This window comes from Paenibacillus sp. Soil766 (assembly GCF_001428105.1).
Classification (GTDB): domain Bacteria; phylum Bacillota; class Bacilli; order Paenibacillales; family NBRC-103111; genus Paenibacillus_E.
Map to the genome: position 1 here is coordinate 83,907 of NZ_LMSJ01000027.1, position 20,844 is coordinate 104,750.

Genomic DNA, 20,844 nt, shown 5'->3' on the forward strand with positions numbered 1-20,844 from the left:
GCTGACATTAAATAATGTGAACTGAATTAATGTAATATTTAAAGTGCTACTTAACATCAAAAAGTCCGGTACTTTTTCCTTTATCAAAATCCAAGTAATTATAGATGCCACAAGACAATCCCCTATTCACTACAATTGATTTCAAATAAAATCGTGCTTTCATTGCTTTCTTTTCTCATTTTTAAGATAATCCTTTTAAGCTAAAAAAAGAAATGCATTGGAAATTGATTAACCCATCTTTTCTTATACACTTCAAACCCCAATACTCGTATAGTTATTAATTTCCTTACAAAAAAGGTGACTCCAGTTAAGTACAGGAATCACCTTTTTTGTGTACTTTATATGCTACCGACTTTTAAAGTACTCTCACTAATTTCGGCATGCACCTTTTGTACATCAGGTTTATTTCTTCTATTTTCAACTGACTTGTGCTTACGTTCTACTTGCGATTTTATTTTCGTAAAAGCCTGGAATGCTGCGTTTTTTAATTCAGGAAGCAGAATGCTTTTGTTCCCCTCAATTAATGATTTTACAATCAAATCTGCCTGATGTGCAGGTACCTGAGCTTCCATTAACCATTTGGTTGCTTCATATGCAATATCTACTTCATCCTTTGATTTGCTGTCAGATTCAGCATTTGCAGTCGCAAACTGTTTCTTAACTAAAGCTGATAAAGCCTTATCAAAAAACTTATCAATCTTCAAATCCCTTATATATATATCTTTTAAAGACTCAAGCTTTGAATAATCATTGAGTTTGAGCGCTAATAGTACTGGCTTTAGAGCACACAATTCATTATCAATTACTTCTCGGATGATTTGAGGAGTTAGATACTCTATTCCATTATTGATAGCCCTCCACTGAGCAACCATAAATAATTTGATAGCGATATCCGTAACTCCCTGGGAGCATTCAAACATAGCATGATTTAACAAATCATCCATTTCAATTGGGTTACGCGTCCACTGATATTTCCATAATGCATTCAAAAAAATTCTCCACTCCATACTAGTTGCGGAATCGGAAGGTGCATCAAGAGGCCGGAATTCCATTCGCTCCCAAAATACAACTCCAAAATGCTCACAAGCCCTACGAAGCTGCCGAAACTCTTTTGATAACATATCCCATGCTTTATTTGTTCCAATCAGCACTACTGGAATACCCAACATATTTTTTAATGTTACAAAAAAATTAAGCATATGCTCTTCTACATCCGTATTTCCACTAAGATGTTGAATCTCATCAATGATTAAAACACCAATCATATAAGTCGCACACATTTGAGCCATGACAGGGATCATCTGTTCGACAGTACCCTTAATAATAAATTTATCGTAATGTTTATCTCCTACAAGATCTCTTAGAATTTGAAAGAAATTGAGGCATAGTGCCTTAATCGAACCTTTTGGCGGACATTCCAGTTTTAACCAAACAATCTGCGTTGAGTTGACATTTCGTCCTTTATATTGACTATGTCGAATAACCTGAGCAGGGTACATTGTCATTAGGATGTTATTTATCGCTGTTGTCTTCCCCATCCCAGAGACCCCGATTATTGATAACCCTCCTCCTGAAGTCTTATAGGATTTATTATCAAATGTAACGGTTTGAGACGTTTTCTTTGATTGCTCAAATGCCGCCATCGCTTTGGCGACATTATCAGCAGCCTCATTTCGTAATCTAACACCATTCACAGTGAGAGGATTTCGGTCAACATAACCATCACGTATCAAGATAGACAAGCTCTGCTCTATTCGTATATGGTTTTCTAGGGGTTGTACGAGCCGCGGGAGATCGTAAATACAATGAAGCCTGAGTGTTGGGTTCCTCGATCTATCCCGCTCATGGAAAGAAACTTTCTTGGTCAATTTCTTAATTACTACAGGAATATCGTGTATTGGTTGAAGGGCTTCGATTAAAGGGTTGTCACGATATTTAGCAATCTCTGCTCTTCTATAAGAAGCCACAACATCTTCACCTCTAAGAAATGAAAGTCTTCGGTTAAACGCATTTTTTCCTTTTCTAAAGCTGTTCGTTCTGCGATACCGTCAATCAGCTTAGCATTGCTTAGCCCACTTTCTATTTTTAGTGCTTTTGCCATCTCAACAATATTATCTCTGCGGTAATCCTTTTCAGCTTCCGCTTGCTCTTCGATTGGCCTATATTGTTCTCTTTCAAGTCCAAGAACTTCTAGAATATGCTCGTATTCATCCCATGACTTATCAAGAGCACTAGGATCCGAATTGATCATTCTGAGCTCAAGGTAACCGTCTCCATTATCTCCTTTTAAAACGACTTTATCTCTAACTCTGGGATCATATGCGATATTCAACTTTTTCCCCATACGTGGATTACCGTCTACGAACCAACCTTCACGTATAGCCTGTTCGCAGCTTAAATGTAGTCCCTTAAATTTAATGCCCAAATTCGTAATTCTTCCAGTCTCGGTTGGTAAAAGATTAATTTTTAATGTTTCTTCATCGAAACTTCTGAAACAGTGCCCTTTACGTTTCATCCCCCACTCTAGTAACTCACGTGGAATAGGCTTCACACCATCAGCAATCATATCGTCATCTAGAGAATAACCCTCCATATAATGAAAGTTGTTATGCCAAATGGCTAAATCATACATGATCTGCGAAAATTCTTTAAGTGTTAACACTGCCTTTGTTCTAGGGTCCGGATCCCCTCTACGCCGCATTTCAATTGAAACTTCTCCAGGCAATCTAGAAATAGCTTCGACATTATATACATTAAAGAAACTTTCAACTAGCGCTTTCCAATCTGCGCGATATGGAGCCATGTACTCAATATCAACACCCAGAATATTTCGAAGGCCAGTAATTTTTGTATTTAACAACTCCCCTCTATCTGCAGTAAATTGACGAGGCAAGCAAGCCAATGTCCATTCATCTGGTTTTATTGTCATACCACTACGCTCACATAAATCTACCTTTGATGAGCCTGTATTATAGATAGCCATAGCAGCCCCGATATAGGATCTCTCAAACCCTATATAAATTCCTGCAATGTAGTGACTAAACAAATCAATCACAGAATAAATTACAGGCCTTCCAATGGGTAGGTAAGAGCGATAGCTACTTGCCAGATAAGTATCTGCTATTGTTGAGTCAATATGAAATATGGAACCTGGAATCAATGCTTGTTTCGTTTGATTCCCAATTTTAGCTCTCTTATCAAGATTGTGCCTCCGCTCACCAATCAGGGCTAGTGAATTACCAATAAAGTTTGCATTTTTAAATTTATTAACGTGATAATAAAACGTTTTAAACAAAGGTCGTTCTTCTCGAGGTAAGAGAATCGGTTTGGTCTTACCATTCTCCTCTTCATAATGACTTATAAAATAAGTTCTAAGCATTTTTTTAAAAGCTTTATTTAAAGACAGCTTTTCTCTTAGATGAAATTGTCTATATGCAATCATCATATATTTATGAATAGTTGCATCTGTATTAACTCCAACTTTTTCAGGCTCAGTCTTTGTAATTTTACGTTTTCGGCCTCTTTTTTTTGTGTTCTCAGTAGCCAATTTATTACTACCAAGTCCCCCACAGTTGTCGTAACGATTAAGTAGTCCTATTGTTAACTTCCCTGATTTCCAATACCTTTTAAGCAATCGATGCACCTTAGGCATTGAATATGAAGACTTAGCTATGCATTCCGTTACCATTGGTCCGCGATACTCGCTCATGAAGATATAAGGTTCATTTTCAAGGTACTCCTTCATGTAGTTCCAGGATTCTTCTATCTCTTTTTTTCTTTCATCAGGTAAGAGATCGTACGATTTCTTTTCTACTTCTGTGATATATTTGACAATTCGTGCTTTACCTTTTGCTAGTGCTGTTGTTACATCCTCTATAGAGCGTTCGAATGAAAAGTCATCCTTATTTAAATCAATCACATGCATGCGATCAGTTTTATGATCTAAATATAGAATGCGCTCGAAAACTGAATTATCCGCTTCAAATGGTGCCCATTGAACAACTTGATTAATAGTCACAATTTGCATTAGAAATCCCTCTCTTTGCTGGTAATGCAATGTTGACTTGTTTACATGGATTAAATAGTTGATCCATATCTATCATCAATCGCTTATTTGCAATCAGATGCATCAAAAGTGTAATACTTGTACTTGCTGGAACATTGAAATGTTTATCCATTGCATCCGTAATATCAGCCAAGATTTTATTGTTTCCTGGCATTAACTTTACTAACTTCTCCTCCATATTCTTCAGAAGTGACTTCTCAACATTCGGAAATAATCCGAACTTGCTTCTTAATTTATGAAACATTTGTACATTTTGAACCTTGGGGATGTGAATAGAGTTTTCAGTTACAACATTCCACTCTACTCTTCTTCTCGACCAATAAATCTTCTCAATCATTTGTTTCTCAGCATTCCTTCGCTTTTGAAGCGCATCTTCATATTTTACGGATCGCGCTTTAATAACTTGACCAAATTGAGTTTTCAGGGTGATAACATTATCGGTCGTCATAACTATATCAACCTTTGTCTTCGGGTCCGCCGGATGCTTAACTCCAAGCTCCGCAGCTATTGATTGTGTTTCTTCTCTTGGTAACAGCGGAAACTGTTCTCTGAAATCGAGGACATCGTCATCCCATTCCAACAAATAGAAATACATTGCTTCTAGTAAAGATAAGAAATGATGGTCGCGCCCTACTGTCCAGCTGTATCGAATACTTGATTTGCCAATTGAAGGAACCTCGTGTACAAGAATCCATGGTTTATAGTTTGTACCTATTCCGCTTCCCCTTCCCTCTTTCAATCGCTTAGCAATGGTATTCTCATCAATTGCATACTTGAATTTAGCCATGTTTATGACGCTCCGTTCGCTTTGAGATTACAATTGGCATATTTTCCCCAAGCAAGAAAAAATTATTCTCTTCATTCCCACTTAAAACGTTAAACTTCCTTATTTTGAATTTTGACTCCAACTAACTCATCTATTTTCCATTCAAGTGTTCGCATATAGTCTATAATTTGAGTTAAAGTAGCTTGTGTTACAAATCCGGGAATACCTGCCTTTTCATTTTTCATCATGCGTTCGAAATCATTACTCCTTTTGTGAAACTCTACATTTCGCTTTTCATTAAAACTCACAAGTAGTTGTAAAAACTGATCCCAACACTGAGACTGACTATGTAGAAGCATAAGTTTATAATAATGATCACAATTACTGGTAAACGGATAATCGAAGTATTTTTTATTTCTAGCAATGTTTGTGTTTATTTTTTTAATACCTTCGGATACGACATTAAGCAATTCCTCCATTAAAGCCTCCTCCCTGCAACATTGTAGATTGTTACGATATATTCGATCTCAATTTTATTAATGTTCATTACTCTAAATTTTCTATGCTGCAATTTTAATTTCTGAGCTTGAAAGTCTGGAGCCATTTTGTATCGTGTTAGGATTTAGGGAAGTTTGTTGTAATTTGAATCCGTTTAAAGAACCAAACAAGAACTTTATCAATAATATGTGTTTTAATGGGTGTCTTGCATATTCGCCATCAATGCATTCTCTCAACCAACCTCCTATTTCTGCATCACATCCTAATAACTTAAGTAACGATCTGCTATAAAATTTCTCAAAAAAATATATTAGTTTGCGCAACCTTAATTTGTTGCTGAATTCATAGAAATTAGCCTCAATTAATTTCATAACATATAGATTGTGTAATTTTGGAAATAACTCATCTAACCATATATCCTGTTGATTAAATAAATAATTAATCTCATTACTAATCTCAATTAGTTCCGTTTTATATTCACTTAGTAATGGACTCCAACTTTGATTTTGCAAGGTTAAATCTGACCCACAATTAGGACAAAATTGTTTTAGAATAAAGAGCTTATTTCTTAATTTCGTCGTGAAATGGAATCCACATGCTTCACATCCAGTAGAAAGTATTCTTTGATGATCTAAACAATAAAAATTTCCTGGGGCTTGATGTGTCCTTCGCCAGTATGATTCACCATTCTTATTCAAATCCTCAATTAAACAGGATGTACAGTACTTCAAATGATTACTTATACTTGATTTTGCAATATATCCTACTTGCGAATGTATGAGATGATATCTGGTATTTGATGCCATCATTTGTAGCACTTGTTGCTTACTTTTTGGGGTTAAAAAGGGGAGAAAATAAGGAAGTAATGAATGATTCCGAATAAAGTTCTGTTCGCTATAGTTGTTTTTACCAGGAATGTTTTTAACTAAACGATCCGTGATCTTAGGGAAATCCAGTATTTGGGTGCATTTGACACCATACAAATCGAACATCGTTTTTTCAACTTTCAAATTACCACTTAAGTGATGATATCTTGCTAAAATGCTATAAAGTATTTCATCTGGATAAATGTTTGGAAAAAAGTTCATTATTAATTTGAACCTCCTAAAGAAGTTCTCCCTTTCTCAATAGATCGCATATTAAATCTCGATATCTTTAAAGCATCAGGTACGATATTTGCTATAAATATTTTTCCTTCATACACAAGTTTGATGCTGTCTATTTCCTCCTTTGAATATATAACTGGGACTAACCATGTTCCATAAATTGCTGCTCGATAAAACCACTGTTCTTCAATCGCTTTTGAGCATGTGTAAAATAAATCATTGGAATAGATACCCATTGGTGTAACAAGGGCAAATGCAAAAATTTTTTTCAATAAAATCACCTCTCTGAATAATTTTTTACTATTAATCTACTAATAGTTATTATCAAATTCGATAGTTTTTATACTTATAAATAGTATTTTTATTTTTAATATTTATACGTTTGTGTTTCAATTGCTACCCATTGTCTACACTTTTAATGAGGTGTAATTAACATGGGCGACATTTTAAAGATTGTTGGTGCTAGAGTTAGAGATATTCGTAAAGATCGTGGTTTAACTCAGGAACAATTAGCTGAGGTGTCTGGATTCCATTTTACTTACGTAGGGGCTGTTGAACGTGGTGAAAAAAACATCACTTTACTTAATCTCGAAAAAATGGCCGAAGCATTAAATACTGATGTTCAGGAACTGTTTAGATATGCTGGCCTTGACTTAGGTCAAACAAGCAAACAAAGGGATCTTCAAGAAGTCCTTAATTTACTCATGCGTCAATCAAATGAGGAGATAAAGAGGGCAAAATTTATTTTATCTGAGTTTTATAGAAGTAAATAAGAATGAAATTAAAGAGGTTATCCGACTTTTTTGTAGGATAACCTCTTTTTTAGGTCAATAAATTCTCTAATAATTGTACACTATCATTCACGAAAGTTATTTGGCTTTAAGAATTTATACTTTACTTATTGTCCGCAACCCTTTGAGGTTGTGAACACGAAGCAACGTAAATTAGTCTTTATTGTTTTAGCAAATATTCAATTTTCCATATATCGCATTGGTTGTCCCTCCCACATTATTAATTGGAAATACGTCCTTTCACTTATTGCTCATATCTTTCTTTAACATATCAAAAACCCCCATAAACAAAGTATGGGGGTTACTCAAACCATTTATTTCTTTTTCATATCCTTATAAGCAGCTCTGCGTTCATCTATTACAGTCTGACCCCCAATTTTCAGATACTCTTGAACGCCTGCATCGAATGTTTTGTTAAAATCATCAGGCTTAGCCATGATACTTTTTACGACAGCCTCAAGAGCCTTATCTTTAAGCGTTTTTCCGTATTTAATTTCGGAATCGATTGGACGATCGAAACGTGGAATCGTATAGCCGTCTTTAAGAGCATTGTTAATTGTTTGCTTCGCCAGTTCTTTATAGTTCGGGAACGAAAGCGAAGTTGCTTCAATATTCTTTTCTTGGGAGCCAAAATCTTTACCATTAATTACAATCGCAATATCGCTGTTATTGTAGAAGGTTTTCTTTGCCTCATCCGTTGTGATTGTTTTCGGAAACCCATTCTCTAACGTATAATGCTGTCCTTCGATACCATTCGTAAGCGTAAACAATACGTCCGATTTTGACATCCAATCCAAATATTTAACTGCTTCAGCTGCGTGCTTGCTCGTTTTTGGAACCATAATATACGCGCCAATCGGGTCGTAAATACCTTTTACTGACTTGCCTTCCTCATTCGTAAATGGATCCATCGCGACATACTCGGCACCTGGTACATTCTTTTTGAGCGTATCGAATACATTGCCAGTACCCATTAAGTTTGGATGAGCAGCAAGTGCAGTAAATGCACCTACAAGACCATTCGCAACATCTTTCTCGAAGCTTTTTCCATCTTTATCAAGGGCAAAGTCTGGATTAATTAAGCCCTCACTATTCATCTTATTCAGGAACTGCAGGCCATCTTTGTAACCTGGTTTCTGCAATTCTGGGATGTAATTCGACGTCGACAAGGCGTAGTTATCTTCTTCTGACAATTTCTTAACGAACGAAGAGATTAAAACGCCTGGCGTCGTAATCGCCGTACCGTCGAGAGAACTGAAATCGTATGGGATTACTTTGCCCCCTGTTTGGCCAGGGTCTTTCTCTTTAAACGCTTTGATTGTTTTGTAAAATTCATCTGTTGTCTTCGGAACCGGCATGCCAAGCTTATCTAACCAATCCTTTCGAATGTAGGAGGACTGGGTATATTGTAGCGTTCTCTTTGCAGGGATCGCATACTGCTTGCCGCTAAAGATACCGTAGGAGAGAACATCTGTACCAAGGAACTTCTTCAGATTTGGTCCATTCGCATCGATTAACGAACTGAGATCGGTCAAGCCACCGCTTTTCACATAATTGTTAATCGTCGTTGTGTCATACGTAAACACAAGATCTGGAGCATCACCGGAAGCCATGAGGATGTTGAGTTTATCCACCTCTTGGTTCCGCGGGACCGGTATGAACTGTAGTTTAATATTGTTAGGGTCGCCGAAATTTTTCTGAATCCATTGTGTCCAGAAGTTGTTGTCAACCGGTCCTGCACCTGCTGGCGCGTTCCCCCTGTCGAATACTTCTACCTTAAGTGTAACGGGATCTTTACTCACAGCAGGAGTTGCGCTAGAGGTGGCTCCTGCTGCAGCGCTTGAAGAAGCTTCTTTCGGTGCACTGGAACAAGCTGATAACAAACCTGCTAATACGATTACTGAAGTTGAAATCCCAAACCATTTCCGTTGCTTTGCGTTCATTTTCAAAACTCCCCTTCACATGTGTTGTGATTTTCCTATATGTTACACCTCGATGAATCCGAGATACAAACCGTATGCAATATTGCATCAATTAACCCTTTACCGCCCCTATCATAATGCCTGAGACGAAATACCGCTGAACCCATGGATATACAATCAAGATCGGCGTCGTTGCGAACATGATACTTGCCGCTTTAATTCCTTCTGGCATAACTTCAATTTGCGACGCACCTTCCATTGCGGTTAAATCCGTTACCATACTGTTCATAACGACCTGANATGATACTTGCCGCTTTAATTCCTTCTGGCATAACTTCAATTTGCGACGCACCTTCCATTGCGGTTAAATCCGTTACCATACTGTTCATAACGACCTGGTACAGCTTCAGCTGTATCGGGTATAGGTCTGCATGTGTAATGTAGAATAGTGCATCCATAAACCCATTCCATCTAGAAACGGCATAGAACAGACTAAGGGTCGCTATTGCTGGCAATGAAAGCGGCAGAACAACACGGATTAAGGTGCCGATATGGGAGCTGCCATCCAGATACGCTGACTCCTCTAGGCTGGCAGGTACTGATGAAAAAAATGATCGCAAGATAATCAAATTAAAGGCACTAATCATACCTGGTATAATTAACGATGTAAGACTGTCTAGCATACCTAACTGCTTCACGAGTAGATATTCGGGAATTAATCCGCCGCTAAAGAACATCGTAAAGATGATGAGCAGCATAAACACGGATCTTCCCTTCAATCGTTCCTTCGTTAAGGGATACGCCGCGCAAATGCTCATGAGCATGCTAGCTGCCGTATACGTCGCTGTGAGTAGGATTGTCAGCCCCATCGACTTCAGCATTCTCGTATCCTGGAAGACAATTTCATATGCGTGAAAGTCCAGTCCCCGTGGAAATATCGTAACTTCGCCTGAGAGTACCGCATGCTTAGAGCTTAACGAAATCGAGATGATGTGTAAGAATGGCAGAAGACAGATCAGCAAGACGAGTCCGACAAATAGCATGATCAGGGCGTCTGTGATACGAATGCCTGGTGTTTTTCGTTGTACGTTGGTTGTCATACCCTTTCCCCCTACCATAATCCTTGTTCCCCGAAGCGCTTGGCGATCGTATTCCCCAACACGACAAAGATGAGTCCGACCAAAGCTTGGAACAAGCCCATCGCCGTCGCCAGCGAGAATTGTGCCGATTGAAGACCTGCCTTATACACGAAGGTGGAGATCACTTCCGCATAGTCCATGACCAGCGGATTGCTCATCACGAACGGACGCTCGAAGCCAATCGTCATAATATGCCCGAGCTGCATAATCAGCATCACCACAATGGTGGGTCGGATACCTGGCACGGTAATATGCCACATTTTCTTCAGTCTACCTGCCCCATCCACATCTNGAAGCCAATCGTCATAATATGCCCGAGCTGCATAATCAGCATCACCACAATGGTGGGTCGGATACCTGGCACGGTAATATGCCACATTTTCTTCAGTCGACCCGCCCCATCCACATCTGCAGCTTCATAGAGCTCTTTATTAATGCCGGTTAATGCCGCCAAATAAATAATCGTTCCCCATCCAGCACTTTGCCAAATGCCTGTTCCAAGGTAAACAAGTACCCAATTCATTTTTTCCGTTAAAAATGGGATTGCAGGTATCCCCACTAAGTTGAGCATATTGTTAACAAGTCCGCCTTTGGTGGCAAACATTTGATAGACGAGACCACCAATAATGATCCACGAGATAAAATGCGGCAGATACAAAATTGTCTGCGCCAATTTTTTATACCACATGACCCTAAGCTCATGAAGCAAAAGTGCGAGAATAATCGGAGCTGGAAAAGAAAATACCAAATCCAAGAAATTCAGCACGAGTGTATTCCTCACAACCGTATAAAATTGGCTCATGGCGAACAGCTCGCGGAAGTTATCGAAAAGAAAATACCAAATCCAAGAAATTCAGCACGAGTGTATTCCTCACAACCGTATAAAATTGGCTCATGGCGAACAGCTCGCGGAAGTTATCGAACCCTATCCATTTGCTGCCGGTTACGCCTTGAAAAATACTGTAGTCCTGGAACGCTATCGCCGCGCCATACATGGGCACATATTTGAAAACAATGAAATAAATAATGGGAAGGACAAGTAATAGATACAACTGAAAATCCTTCCGAAACCACATTGCCTTTCGATGCCTCACGGCCACCGGCAACGATGGCAGCTTACTCTGTGTAGTAGTTTGGTCCATGTGCATCCCTACTTTTCTTTTCTTTTCTTTTCTTATACTTAGGCGACCTATCCAATTTGGCCCCGTCCCTAAGCCTATCAGTTCAGGTGATTAACCACACTATACGGGGAAAGCTTTTAATTGCACAACAAACTAAATTCCGATCATTAAACAGATTTCCGAAACCCTTGATACAACAGCTTTCGCTTTCTAATTTTTCGGAACTTTGTTGCGTTATAAGTATTGGTTTTAATGTTTGGTTCACCCTGTTTGCAACTTTTTTAATACAAAAGATGGTATTATCACTATCCGATCTGAGACGTTTGGACGCAATAAACTGATATCTGCTCGATTAACCAATTTCAGAAATAGGCATTAAAGTTCCAGATTGCTTTGCAACCTACCGACCCGTGTGTTGATACGGCAAATTGCAACTTTCATTAACACATCAACGACAATGCTGATAATTGTTTTCACATGAAAGGCTCGAATATCAAACTTAACTTCTTCGAAATTGCTGCAAAAGTAATAAAAACAGCCTCAGTCTATTGAAGCTTAAGACTGAGGTCGCTAACAATTATTGAACGATAAGCAACAGATCCAAATTGCTAGTCATATTTCCTAAATTCAGTTAATGCTTTGAAACAATCTATATACGACAGTTGCAGCTTGTGCTCTAGTAGACGCGTTCTTGGGAGTAAAATAACCCTCGGTCGTTCCGTTCATTAGACCTGATTGTTGTAATAAGGATACAGCATCTCGCGCATAGGCGGATACACTATCCAAATCATGAAATCTAGTTATTGTATTGTTCGAAATTGAAGGTAAGCCACTTATTCCAGACATGTTGGAAATACGGAAGATAAGCACAGCCATATCTTCACGACTAATCGCGTCGTTTACCCCAAAAGATCCATTATCCTTACCTTGTACTAAACCCGCTTTCTGGGCAGAGGCAATGGATCTGTAATACCAAGCATCCGATGCGACATCCGAAAAAGCAGCAGTAGCTGTCATATCTTCTAGGTCGAAAAGCTGGACTAGGAGTTTTACAAACTCCGCTCTTGTCACCTGACCTTCCGGTACATAGTATTCTTCGCTTCTGCCATCAATAATTTCACGAGCAGCTAGGCCAAGGACACCTTCACTAGCCCATCCATATCCGTCCATATCTTTGAAAGACACCATGGAATGGTACGCCACATATTTGCTAAAATGATTCGGTTTAAACGTAACCATGTTTGTTGACGCATTATATTTGGCATTCCGTACAACCTCTAATTTGCCATCGTCTCCAAGGAAGTAGATTACGACTTGATTCGGATTCTCACTTGGACTAAGTATATAAGGAATTTCAACCTGAACCTCTCCATTTAGGTGAGTCAATCGTTTTCCATCCAGCATCAAATTAAAATCATAGACTGTTTGTGAGCCCGTTTTTTGCCTCACTTCTAATGGAAGCGTTGCAGGGTCTACTCTAGCTACAGTGAAGAGGAGATTGGAACTTTCGGAAACCTGAGCATTTTTAAGTACCTTAGTACCCAAGGTTATCGTCGCCATGTCTGTTTGAATTTTTATCGTGTCTGCATGGCCTGATTGAGAGGCTGATTGGAGCCATTCGGCAGCCGGTAGGCTAACCTGCACTTCGGTGGTTTCGGGCTTCGAAGTGACTTGAATGAGTACTGACTCCTTCTTCGACTGCTCGAAAGCTGTAAAGAGTTCATTAGCCTTAACCCCGACAGAAACAATCCCCTTGTCCGTAGGTTCCGCTTCAAGCGTAATAACATTCAAATTGGAATTCGGGCTCGGGCTCGGGCTTGGGCTTGGGCTCGGGCTCGGGCTCGGGCTCGAGCTCGTAGGTGTTACAGTTATCTTAACTTCTCCACCAGCCACTCCTACTAAAGTCTGCGGTTGAGGTTGACTGTTCAGTAAGGACAATGATAACAAGCCTACGGATGCATTGCCATTTCCAATGGCTTTGAACGTAATTGTAAATATATCCTTATCTCCGTTTAGACCTGCTCTGCGCCCTGTAAGTGTAAATACAAGACTAATCTTATTGTCCAGTGTTTCAGGCTCTCTAACAAAAGCCTCTCCACTTAAAGTGCTAGAATAACCTGTATACTGTAGCTTTGTACTATCATAAGCTAGTTCCATCTCGGCACCATAGACATCTACGAGTGATTTACCCCTAACGGTAATTATAATATTTTCTCCGGATTGGACATTATCCGAGGATGATTGCAATTCAAATGTATTGGATACTTGTTCTGCATACGAGACTGGTAGCATGGATGCCAACAACAAAAATACAAGACAAATCACTTGAAGATAACGTTTCATATTGGATCCCCCAAAATAAGCTTCGGATGGGAGATACATCTATCTTCTCCCATCCGTTACAAGTTGTTAGTTCAGTATTCGTTGTGCCATGGAGACAAGGTCAAATAAATCTAGTGTTCCATCTTGATTCAAATCATATTTTTGGAGTGATTGCCAATTTGCCGAGCTGCTGGTTGCGTGATAATTCGCTGAAATTAATGCCACATCACCTACTCCAGCAGTCTGACTGGCCAAAGCGCGAAACTCTGCCAGTGCCTGAGATAGTGCATTTTCCGCCTGATCAACCTGAGTCTGAGTGGCATTACCTTGATCAAACACTACTTTAGCTGCCTCGATTGCATCGTTAAGTGCGTTAATAACGGTCTGTGAATAATAACCAAAACGAGGTGCCGCTGGATTCAAAACATTGGCATTTGCTACGGTATAAGCAGCATCCGTCATAATGGTTATCAAATCTGCTTTGTTTACTGGAGCTGGAGCAACGATGTTAAACGTATGTCCGCTACCACTACTCACCGTCATCTCGTTACCAAACTGATCACCTAAGACTATGCCGTTCATATAGACATTGGTAGTAACCGACTGGTTCAATGCCCGAAATGTAAGTGACAGTAAATCCAACGTGCCAGTAACTGCACTTGTCGAACCTGTACTAGCCTCGATAATTTTTACAGTGCCCAACCCAGTCGTGCTTCCCACCACATTAAAGCCATTAAGTAAGGAACTCACATTTACGTACTCAAGTACATTTGGATTGTAGTTGACCGTAACCGACTTGGCATATACGTTACCGATGACATTCGCCAGTCCATAAGTAAGCTGGAAGTAATCTCCTGTCTGTATGGAACTCGGCCCTGTTAATCGATATGAAGTCGTCGTTACAGGAGGTGTTGCATTTACGGTTACTTGAGCAGTTGAGGTGTAAGATCCGTCAACGGTAGTAACTGTTACAACCGTCGTACCCGCTTGCTTCGCAGTTATGACACCGCTGGTGCTTACCTCCGCTACGTTTGTGTTGCTAGAACTCCAGTTCACAGCTTTATTGGTTGCATTCTGCGGCGATAGTGAAGCTGTTAACTGGGAAGTCTCCCCTTCTAGCAGAGTGACCATTGTCGGCGCTACACTAACACCTATTACACCAACAACCACTGGCGGCAGCGATAATGTCCTCGCAGACACTACTGACGACCTATCAGATTCACCTGCTGTGTTAACTGAAGACACCTTATAATAATAGATTGAATCTGCGGTCAGACCTGAATCGGTATATATCGTTCCTGTTAGAGGAACACTATTCAACTTGGTATAGATCCCATCAGCAGTAGCTGAACGATATACATTGTAACTCACAGCTCCATTGGCCTCACTCCAGCTTATCTCGATGCTATTCATGCCCTTCGCCATTGCACTTAGGTCTGCAGGAGCCGATGGGACAGAGACGGCCTGTGCAAAGATAAATTCTAATGTACGCTCTTCTTGTTTCCGGAATAGATCAATCGTGAATTTAACAGTAACTTTTCCAGCTGTTTGTGCGGATAAAACACCATTGGCATCAATTTGACCATTACCTGAAGTAACCTGCCAATTAAACGCGTATATATCTGAAACCCCATCCCCACCAGAGGCAACATAAGTTAGCTTGGGATTTGCATCCAATTCCAGTGTTAATGGATCGGAATACTCCTCACCGTCAACATATACTTGAAGAATTTCAGATGCATTTGGACTACCTATTGTAACTTTAACATCTGTGTATATGTCAGGCGCACTAACGGAGGAAACTCGAATGAAGCCGGTAACACTCTGAATAGCTTCATAATTACCATAGTTGACCATTAAAGTTGGATTTATTATTAAATTTCCATTTGTATCAACAGTGACATTCCCCGCTAATTCACCCAACGGTGTAAATACAATATTCTGATCGGCAGCTGCTGGAAGCACACGAGCATTAATTTTCGCAGTAGCACTCAGAGCATTCTTGACTGGTACCAGTTTAATCCCTTGACTCGCGTTCACATTAATGCCATCCACATCATAATTAATCTTTTCCGGTTGAATTTTTGTAGTAAACACTGCCAAATTATCAATCGTAGTCGTCCATGATGCAAGAGAGTTGAAATAATGTGAAAATGCGATTGCTCCGAAGCTGTTTGAATAACTAATCCTGGAATCCATTGCTAAGTCTGTAACTGTGGATGTGATGCTAGGGATACTCTTATCTGTCACTGTAAAGCTGATCTTTCTGTTTTTAAAATCCAGATTTACTCTTACATTATAATTTTTGTTAGCTCCTTTAAAGCCTATCCCCACATCTTTAGTATCTGTATAACTCCCGACAGCCCCATTAGTCCCAGTAAAGCCACCGTGAATGTAGTTAAAATCTCCATTTACGGTACCATTCTTTGTGGGCATTGCAGTTGAATTATAAGTTTTATTATAGTAATACGTCATTTCAGGAAAGGTCCCAAAAGCTGCCGGGTATGTGGCTAATGCCAAATACGTATTTCCGTTTGTATCTTCAATTGAAATATGTCCGCCTCTGTAACGGTTATCTGCTGTAAAAGAACCTACATTCCAGTCAAAATCAACAACCACTTTGTCGTCACTAACAGGAGTGACTGTTCTACGGTTTAGAGAAGTCGCGCTGCCTTTTTGACTTAATACAGCAGCCTGAAGTTTTTTATTGCCAGATGCGTCGACAACTTGATACGTAAACGTGTTACCATCTGTAAATCCACCTTTGGAAACTATGCTGTAGTTTTCCCAATCCTCACTGATTTGGGGTACATAGATTGTCGCACTACCCGTAAAGTCACCTTCTATAGAAGTAGCTGTAATCACTGCTACGCCTGGTTTATTTGCTGTGACAATCCCATTTGTATCAACAGATGCGACTGCATTATTATTTGAAGACCAGACTACACCTGTATTTGTGGCTTCCTCTGGTGCAAATATGGCTTCTAGCTTAGTAACAGGCTTGCTGTCTCCCTTAGCTGCAGAATCGGGAGAGAAATAATTAGAATTAACCCACACCTCATTTTTTGACAACTCCATACTAGTTGCAGCTATTGACCCTTCCACGACCTTTACAATACATTCTGCAGTCACATGACTACCATCAGCCGAAGTAACAATAACAGTTCCGGTACCAGCTTGCAGCCCCGTCACTACACCATGCTGATCTACAGATATAATGCCCTCACTACCTGGCTTCACACTCCATATAACAGCTTTATTCACTGCGTTATCTGGCTGCGCTAAATAGACGAGTGGCTTGGTGCCTCCCACAGGAAGTCCTATTTTGCTGTTGGAGAGCAGCAGTTTTTCAACTAGCACGTCAGTTACAGTAAGAGTTATAGAAGCCGTTATTGCAGGATTTGAATCAGAAACAATTTTTATGGTTGTGATGCCAGGTTTAATGGCAGTAACGAATCCTTTTGAATCCACTTTCGCGATACTTTCGTCATCACTGCTCCAATACACTTTGTAAAATGATGCATCATTGGGTATTACAGCAGCCGTTAGCTGTAAGCTTTTACCGGCAAGAACAGAACGATTTCCTCCACTAATTGATACTTGGGAAACATCTGTTTGAATTACGGTTATATTGAAGTTCAAACTGCTCACTCCATCATCTGATGCAGCAGTAATCGTAGCCGTTCCGCCTTTAACAGGATTTAGCTGTACAACAGGCTCATAATTGGCAGTTGATAGTTTATCAGAAAGTGTACGCATTGTCCTGTCATCGGTTTGCCACGTATCCCCGTACCACCATGCAATAGCGGGATCCGATACCGAATATACAACTGACTTCTTGGTAGGGCTACCCGAAACAGCACTTTTAAATTTTATCCTATCAAAGGGTTTGGCTTGAATTGTACTTCCTTGTGATATTGTCCCTGTACCAACACTACTTCCACCTCTAATGATGTCATAGGTGATCGTCATCCCACTAGTTGTAACTGCATCACTAACTGTCACATTTACGATTGTTGTAACATTTCCTATTTTTGCAGTGATTACAGCCATTCCTGCAGATCTGCCTGAAACAAAACCAGCATCTGATACTTCAGCTACACCAGGATTACTAGAACTGTAACGAATCTTATATTCTGTGAGTAATTTATTTATTGGTGCGATTGTAGGCTGCAAACGACTGACCTTACCCACATTTAGGGACATGTTGTCATTTAGAAATGATAGGTTGGTAGCTTCGCCTACATCGTAATTTGTTCCGTTGTATCGCAGTGGATTATAAAGAGTATCCGATGCTTTCTTTGAATGCCCTCTGATTAAGTAAGCATACATACTATCCAACATATCACCCGATTTACCGATTCGAGTGCTACCCATTTCCTTAATACCTTCTGTTCCATTATTAAACATCCCACGTTTGCTGGCTCCTGGACCTTCTCCTGCTTTAGCGCCAGCTCCGTAGATGGCTAACACCTCTGTATTCCAATAGTAAAATCCTCTTGTTGTGCCGTAAGGATTCGGTATATCAAGGGGAGCCTGCATATAATCCAATAAGAAATTGTACTGTCCATTTGGAGTAGCACCATAATATTTCGGCATCGTCAAGGTACTCTCAGTATCACCAATTGGAGATGAAGTCGTAAATGTGAATCCTGTCTCTACATTGATATAGTCATAATACTTTGTCGCATTATTTTGCATGGCGGCATTCATCATGACAAATTGACTCGTGGTTTCTCGTCCCCCATAGAGTGAAAAAGCCATCCCGTCAAATTCAGCTCCGCGATTTGCAAATGCTTGGAAAAAGCCTGAGATTTGTGCAGGATCGTATCCAGTATTTGTGTGTATGGTGTTGATTGCACCAGGATAAATTTCTTTAACTGCTCGCGAAGAAGCGGTTATAATTGCAGCATGCTGATTATAATTCGAACCTAATGCTACTGGGAATACAAGTCCGCCATCTTGCTCATTTCCATTCTTTACAGATATAACACTGACACCTTCAGATTTCATCTCTGAAAGGGTATCATGTACATAATTATAAACGGCAGTTTCCAACATCTGAATATCGGGATTCGATAGATTACCATTGTAATCTTTTTGAATCCATTCCAACGGCATATGTGCCTTGGCTGCACTAATCCATGTGTCGCTATAGTGGAAACTAGGTGTATATGTCATGTTTAACTCATTAGCGCGTTTGCCAATCGCGATACTATGTTTTTTATCAAAATATCCAGGGATCGTTTGTCGTCCGGTAACGGTTTCTCCATCATAACCTGATGTTGCTGTTGATAAAGGCGTTAAAGAATACCAATCATAAATTGGATTTCCGGACTTAACCCATAACATAGTCAATATTGAATTCACACCATGGTTAGATAGGATTCTCAGTGCATCCTGCTGCACACCATTTGCAAAATATTTTCCTCCAGCATCCTCAGTTGCCTGAAGAAATGACATGTCAGCGCCCTTAATGTAATCATTAGATATTTCGAAAACATTTAGATTATCAACATATGCAAACTGGCTGCCATTTGAAGTCCATTCGTCTGCCGGGTGAGTGTTGTCTATTTCTTCATATTTGGGTCTTTGCCATCCATTGGGATAGGGATTATTAGTATCTTTATTCTCATGCACGGTGACAGAATTGATATAGTTTTGGTCAAATATCGTATTTGCATATAATTCGACTTCTGTTTGACTCACACTGGTGTGAAACGCGATAGTGACCAGTGCGTACCCTTCTGTACTGGCAGGTGCTTGACGCAGTACAACCCCATCTAATCCCCTAACACCAAGATTAACACGGTTCCCCAATATTTCCCTTTCAACAAAAAGACCCAGCACAGATGTTTCACTTAGATTGTACTGTTTGGTTGTTTTATACGTGTCTTGTTTATCTACTTTCATGCGAACTGTCGCTATATAATCTGTGTCAGGTTTTACAGACACTTTTTGACTAACTTCAGAATGATCGGCCAGCTTGACTGCATTCACGCCTGTGTCTGCCTTAGCTGTGTCAATACTAACTTGACCTTTGGTGACCCAGTTTTGAAGGCCTTCTTCAAAATTCCAATTCTGCACCGGATTGTTATCGTTGGAGTCAAGCGTTATTGTAACCTCATCAATCTGTAGTCCGCTTGACGTTCCCGCATTTACATTTATGGTCATTTGTCCGTTATAGACCAGCACATTTCTATGAGCAATTTCCCTCCAAGTACTTGTATCAAGAAATGAGTCAATTTTAAGTACAGAATCAGGGCCCCCTGTATCTTTAATTGTTAAATTGGCGGAATTGCCACTAGTCGCACCTTTTACCGACATGCTTACTGTGTAGCTGCCCTGGGGAATCCCTCTGATTGTTTTGCTTAAAGTTGAACCGGATTTCATTAGAGCATAGTTCCCATTTATGCCATCAGTGGCTTGAACTGTAACATTACCGTTTACGTTCCATCCATTAAAATTAGATTCGAAACCTAAATTCTCACCACCTATATCAACTTCCTGTGCATATGCAGTCGCAACTGGTTTCGTAGATACTATTGAAATCAAAATAAATACTGTGAGCAAACATGAAAGTATCTTTTTAACCATCGATACATCTCCTTTAGCAACTTAAGTAATCCTAAAATTTGCAAACGCTTCCAATTATAACGAATTGATATATTGAATTTTATTAATACTTGAAAACATCAAAAACTTTACCTCAACATTCCGAAATGGTAGAGCTTGTATACCCGCCATGCTTATATTTCCCAAATGAGATTGCAGCTGTCACCTCCTATAATATTTATCTTAACCGTCGGTTTAAGTGGTAATCACACTATACATAGCCGTCATCCGAATTTACAACAAACTAAATTCAGGATATAAACCTTTTTCCGAAACCCTTATATTCTCTGTATTTTACGTTCAATTCAATCACTTCTCGCTGACAAATAGGCCTCCGTTGCTTCGCATATTGCTCGTCGAAACAAATCTGAAGACTTGTGCTTGGAATGCATCTTAACATATCGATCAGCAAAGGCTGGGGCTGTGCGAAATGTTAACATATAAAAAGACCGCACATGTGGGCAGTCTCAAGAATCTATTACATCTTTTTGCTTACTG

Annotated in this window: 11 protein-coding genes and 3 pseudogenes; 1 reads left to right on the plus strand and 13 read right to left on the minus strand. The window is 39.7% G+C overall.

The features are described 5' to 3' along the window. Positions 1-338 precede the first annotated feature (338 nt). From ASG89_RS21455 to ASG89_RS21480, 6 genes are all read right to left on the minus strand, one after another. Entirely contained in the window at positions 339-1,967 is a 1,629-nt protein-coding gene (locus ASG89_RS21455) for an ATP-binding protein (protein WP_057313118.1), read from the minus strand. Continuing rightward, positions 1,916-4,027 (minus strand): DDE-type integrase/transposase/recombinase, encoded by a 2,112-nt coding sequence (locus ASG89_RS21460; RefSeq protein WP_057313119.1) that lies wholly within the window; start codon positions 4,025-4,027, stop codon positions 1,916-1,918. The genes ASG89_RS21455 and ASG89_RS21460 overlap by 52 nt, the downstream gene beginning before the upstream one ends. After that, positions 4,008-4,853 carry a heteromeric transposase endonuclease subunit TnsA gene (locus ASG89_RS21465; RefSeq protein WP_057313120.1) on the minus strand — a complete coding sequence of 282 codons (846 nt, stop codon included), beginning with the start codon at positions 4,851-4,853 and terminating at the stop codon, positions 4,008-4,010. The genes ASG89_RS21460 and ASG89_RS21465 overlap by 20 nt, the downstream gene beginning before the upstream one ends. An 89-nt stretch (positions 4,854-4,942) precedes the next feature. After that, positions 4,943-5,311 carry a hypothetical protein gene (locus tag ASG89_RS21470; protein ID WP_057313121.1) on the minus strand — a complete coding sequence of 123 codons (369 nt, stop codon included), beginning with the start codon at positions 5,309-5,311 and terminating at the stop codon, positions 4,943-4,945. A gap of 81 nt (positions 5,312-5,392) precedes the next feature. Further along, complete coding sequence (locus tag ASG89_RS21475; RefSeq protein WP_057313122.1) at positions 5,393-6,418, minus strand: TnsD family Tn7-like transposition protein; 1,026 nt, start codon at positions 6,416-6,418, stop codon at positions 5,393-5,395. Between the two features lie 2 nt (positions 6,419-6,420). Next, positions 6,421-6,708 (minus strand): hypothetical protein, encoded by a 288-nt coding sequence (locus ASG89_RS21480; RefSeq protein ID WP_057313123.1) that lies wholly within the window; start codon positions 6,706-6,708, stop codon positions 6,421-6,423. Between the two features lie 162 nt (positions 6,709-6,870). Between ASG89_RS21480 and ASG89_RS21485 the strand changes: the two genes are divergently transcribed. Beyond that, positions 6,871-7,209: a helix-turn-helix domain-containing protein gene (locus tag ASG89_RS21485; protein ID WP_057313124.1), complete on the plus strand. Its 339-nt coding sequence runs from the start codon at positions 6,871-6,873 to the stop codon at positions 7,207-7,209. Between the two features lie 332 nt (positions 7,210-7,541). Here the strand turns inward: ASG89_RS21485 and ASG89_RS21490 are convergent, their stop codons facing one another. From ASG89_RS21490 to ASG89_RS21515, 7 genes and pseudogenes are all read right to left on the minus strand, one after another. After that, complete coding sequence (locus ASG89_RS21490; protein WP_057313125.1) at positions 7,542-9,170, minus strand: extracellular solute-binding protein; 1,629 nt, start codon at positions 9,168-9,170, stop codon at positions 7,542-7,544. 91 nt (positions 9,171-9,261) lie between these two features. Next, positions 9,262-9,448, minus strand: a pseudogene (locus ASG89_RS36565) (ABC transporter permease); the annotation flags it as partial. A gap of 1 nt (position 9,449) precedes the next feature. After that, positions 9,450-10,249, minus strand: a pseudogene (locus ASG89_RS38470) (carbohydrate ABC transporter permease); the annotation flags it as partial. A gap of 11 nt (positions 10,250-10,260) precedes the next feature. Beyond that, the coding region (locus tag ASG89_RS21500; protein WP_157276754.1) for an ABC transporter permease subunit at positions 10,261-10,579 on the minus strand (319 nt) is incomplete at its 5' end. 1 nt (position 10,580) lies between these two features. Continuing rightward, positions 10,581-11,430: pseudogene (locus ASG89_RS21505) on the minus strand (ABC transporter permease); the annotation flags it as partial. Between the two features lie 606 nt (positions 11,431-12,036). Then, positions 12,037-13,752 carry an S-layer homology domain-containing protein gene (locus tag ASG89_RS21510; RefSeq protein ID WP_162259722.1) on the minus strand — a complete coding sequence of 572 codons (1,716 nt, stop codon included), beginning with the start codon at positions 13,750-13,752 and terminating at the stop codon, positions 12,037-12,039. Between the two features lie 66 nt (positions 13,753-13,818). Further along, entirely contained in the window at positions 13,819-20,328 is a 6,510-nt protein-coding gene (locus ASG89_RS21515) for an Ig-like domain-containing protein (protein ID WP_057313128.1), read from the minus strand. Positions 20,329-20,844: the final 516 nt, after the last annotated feature.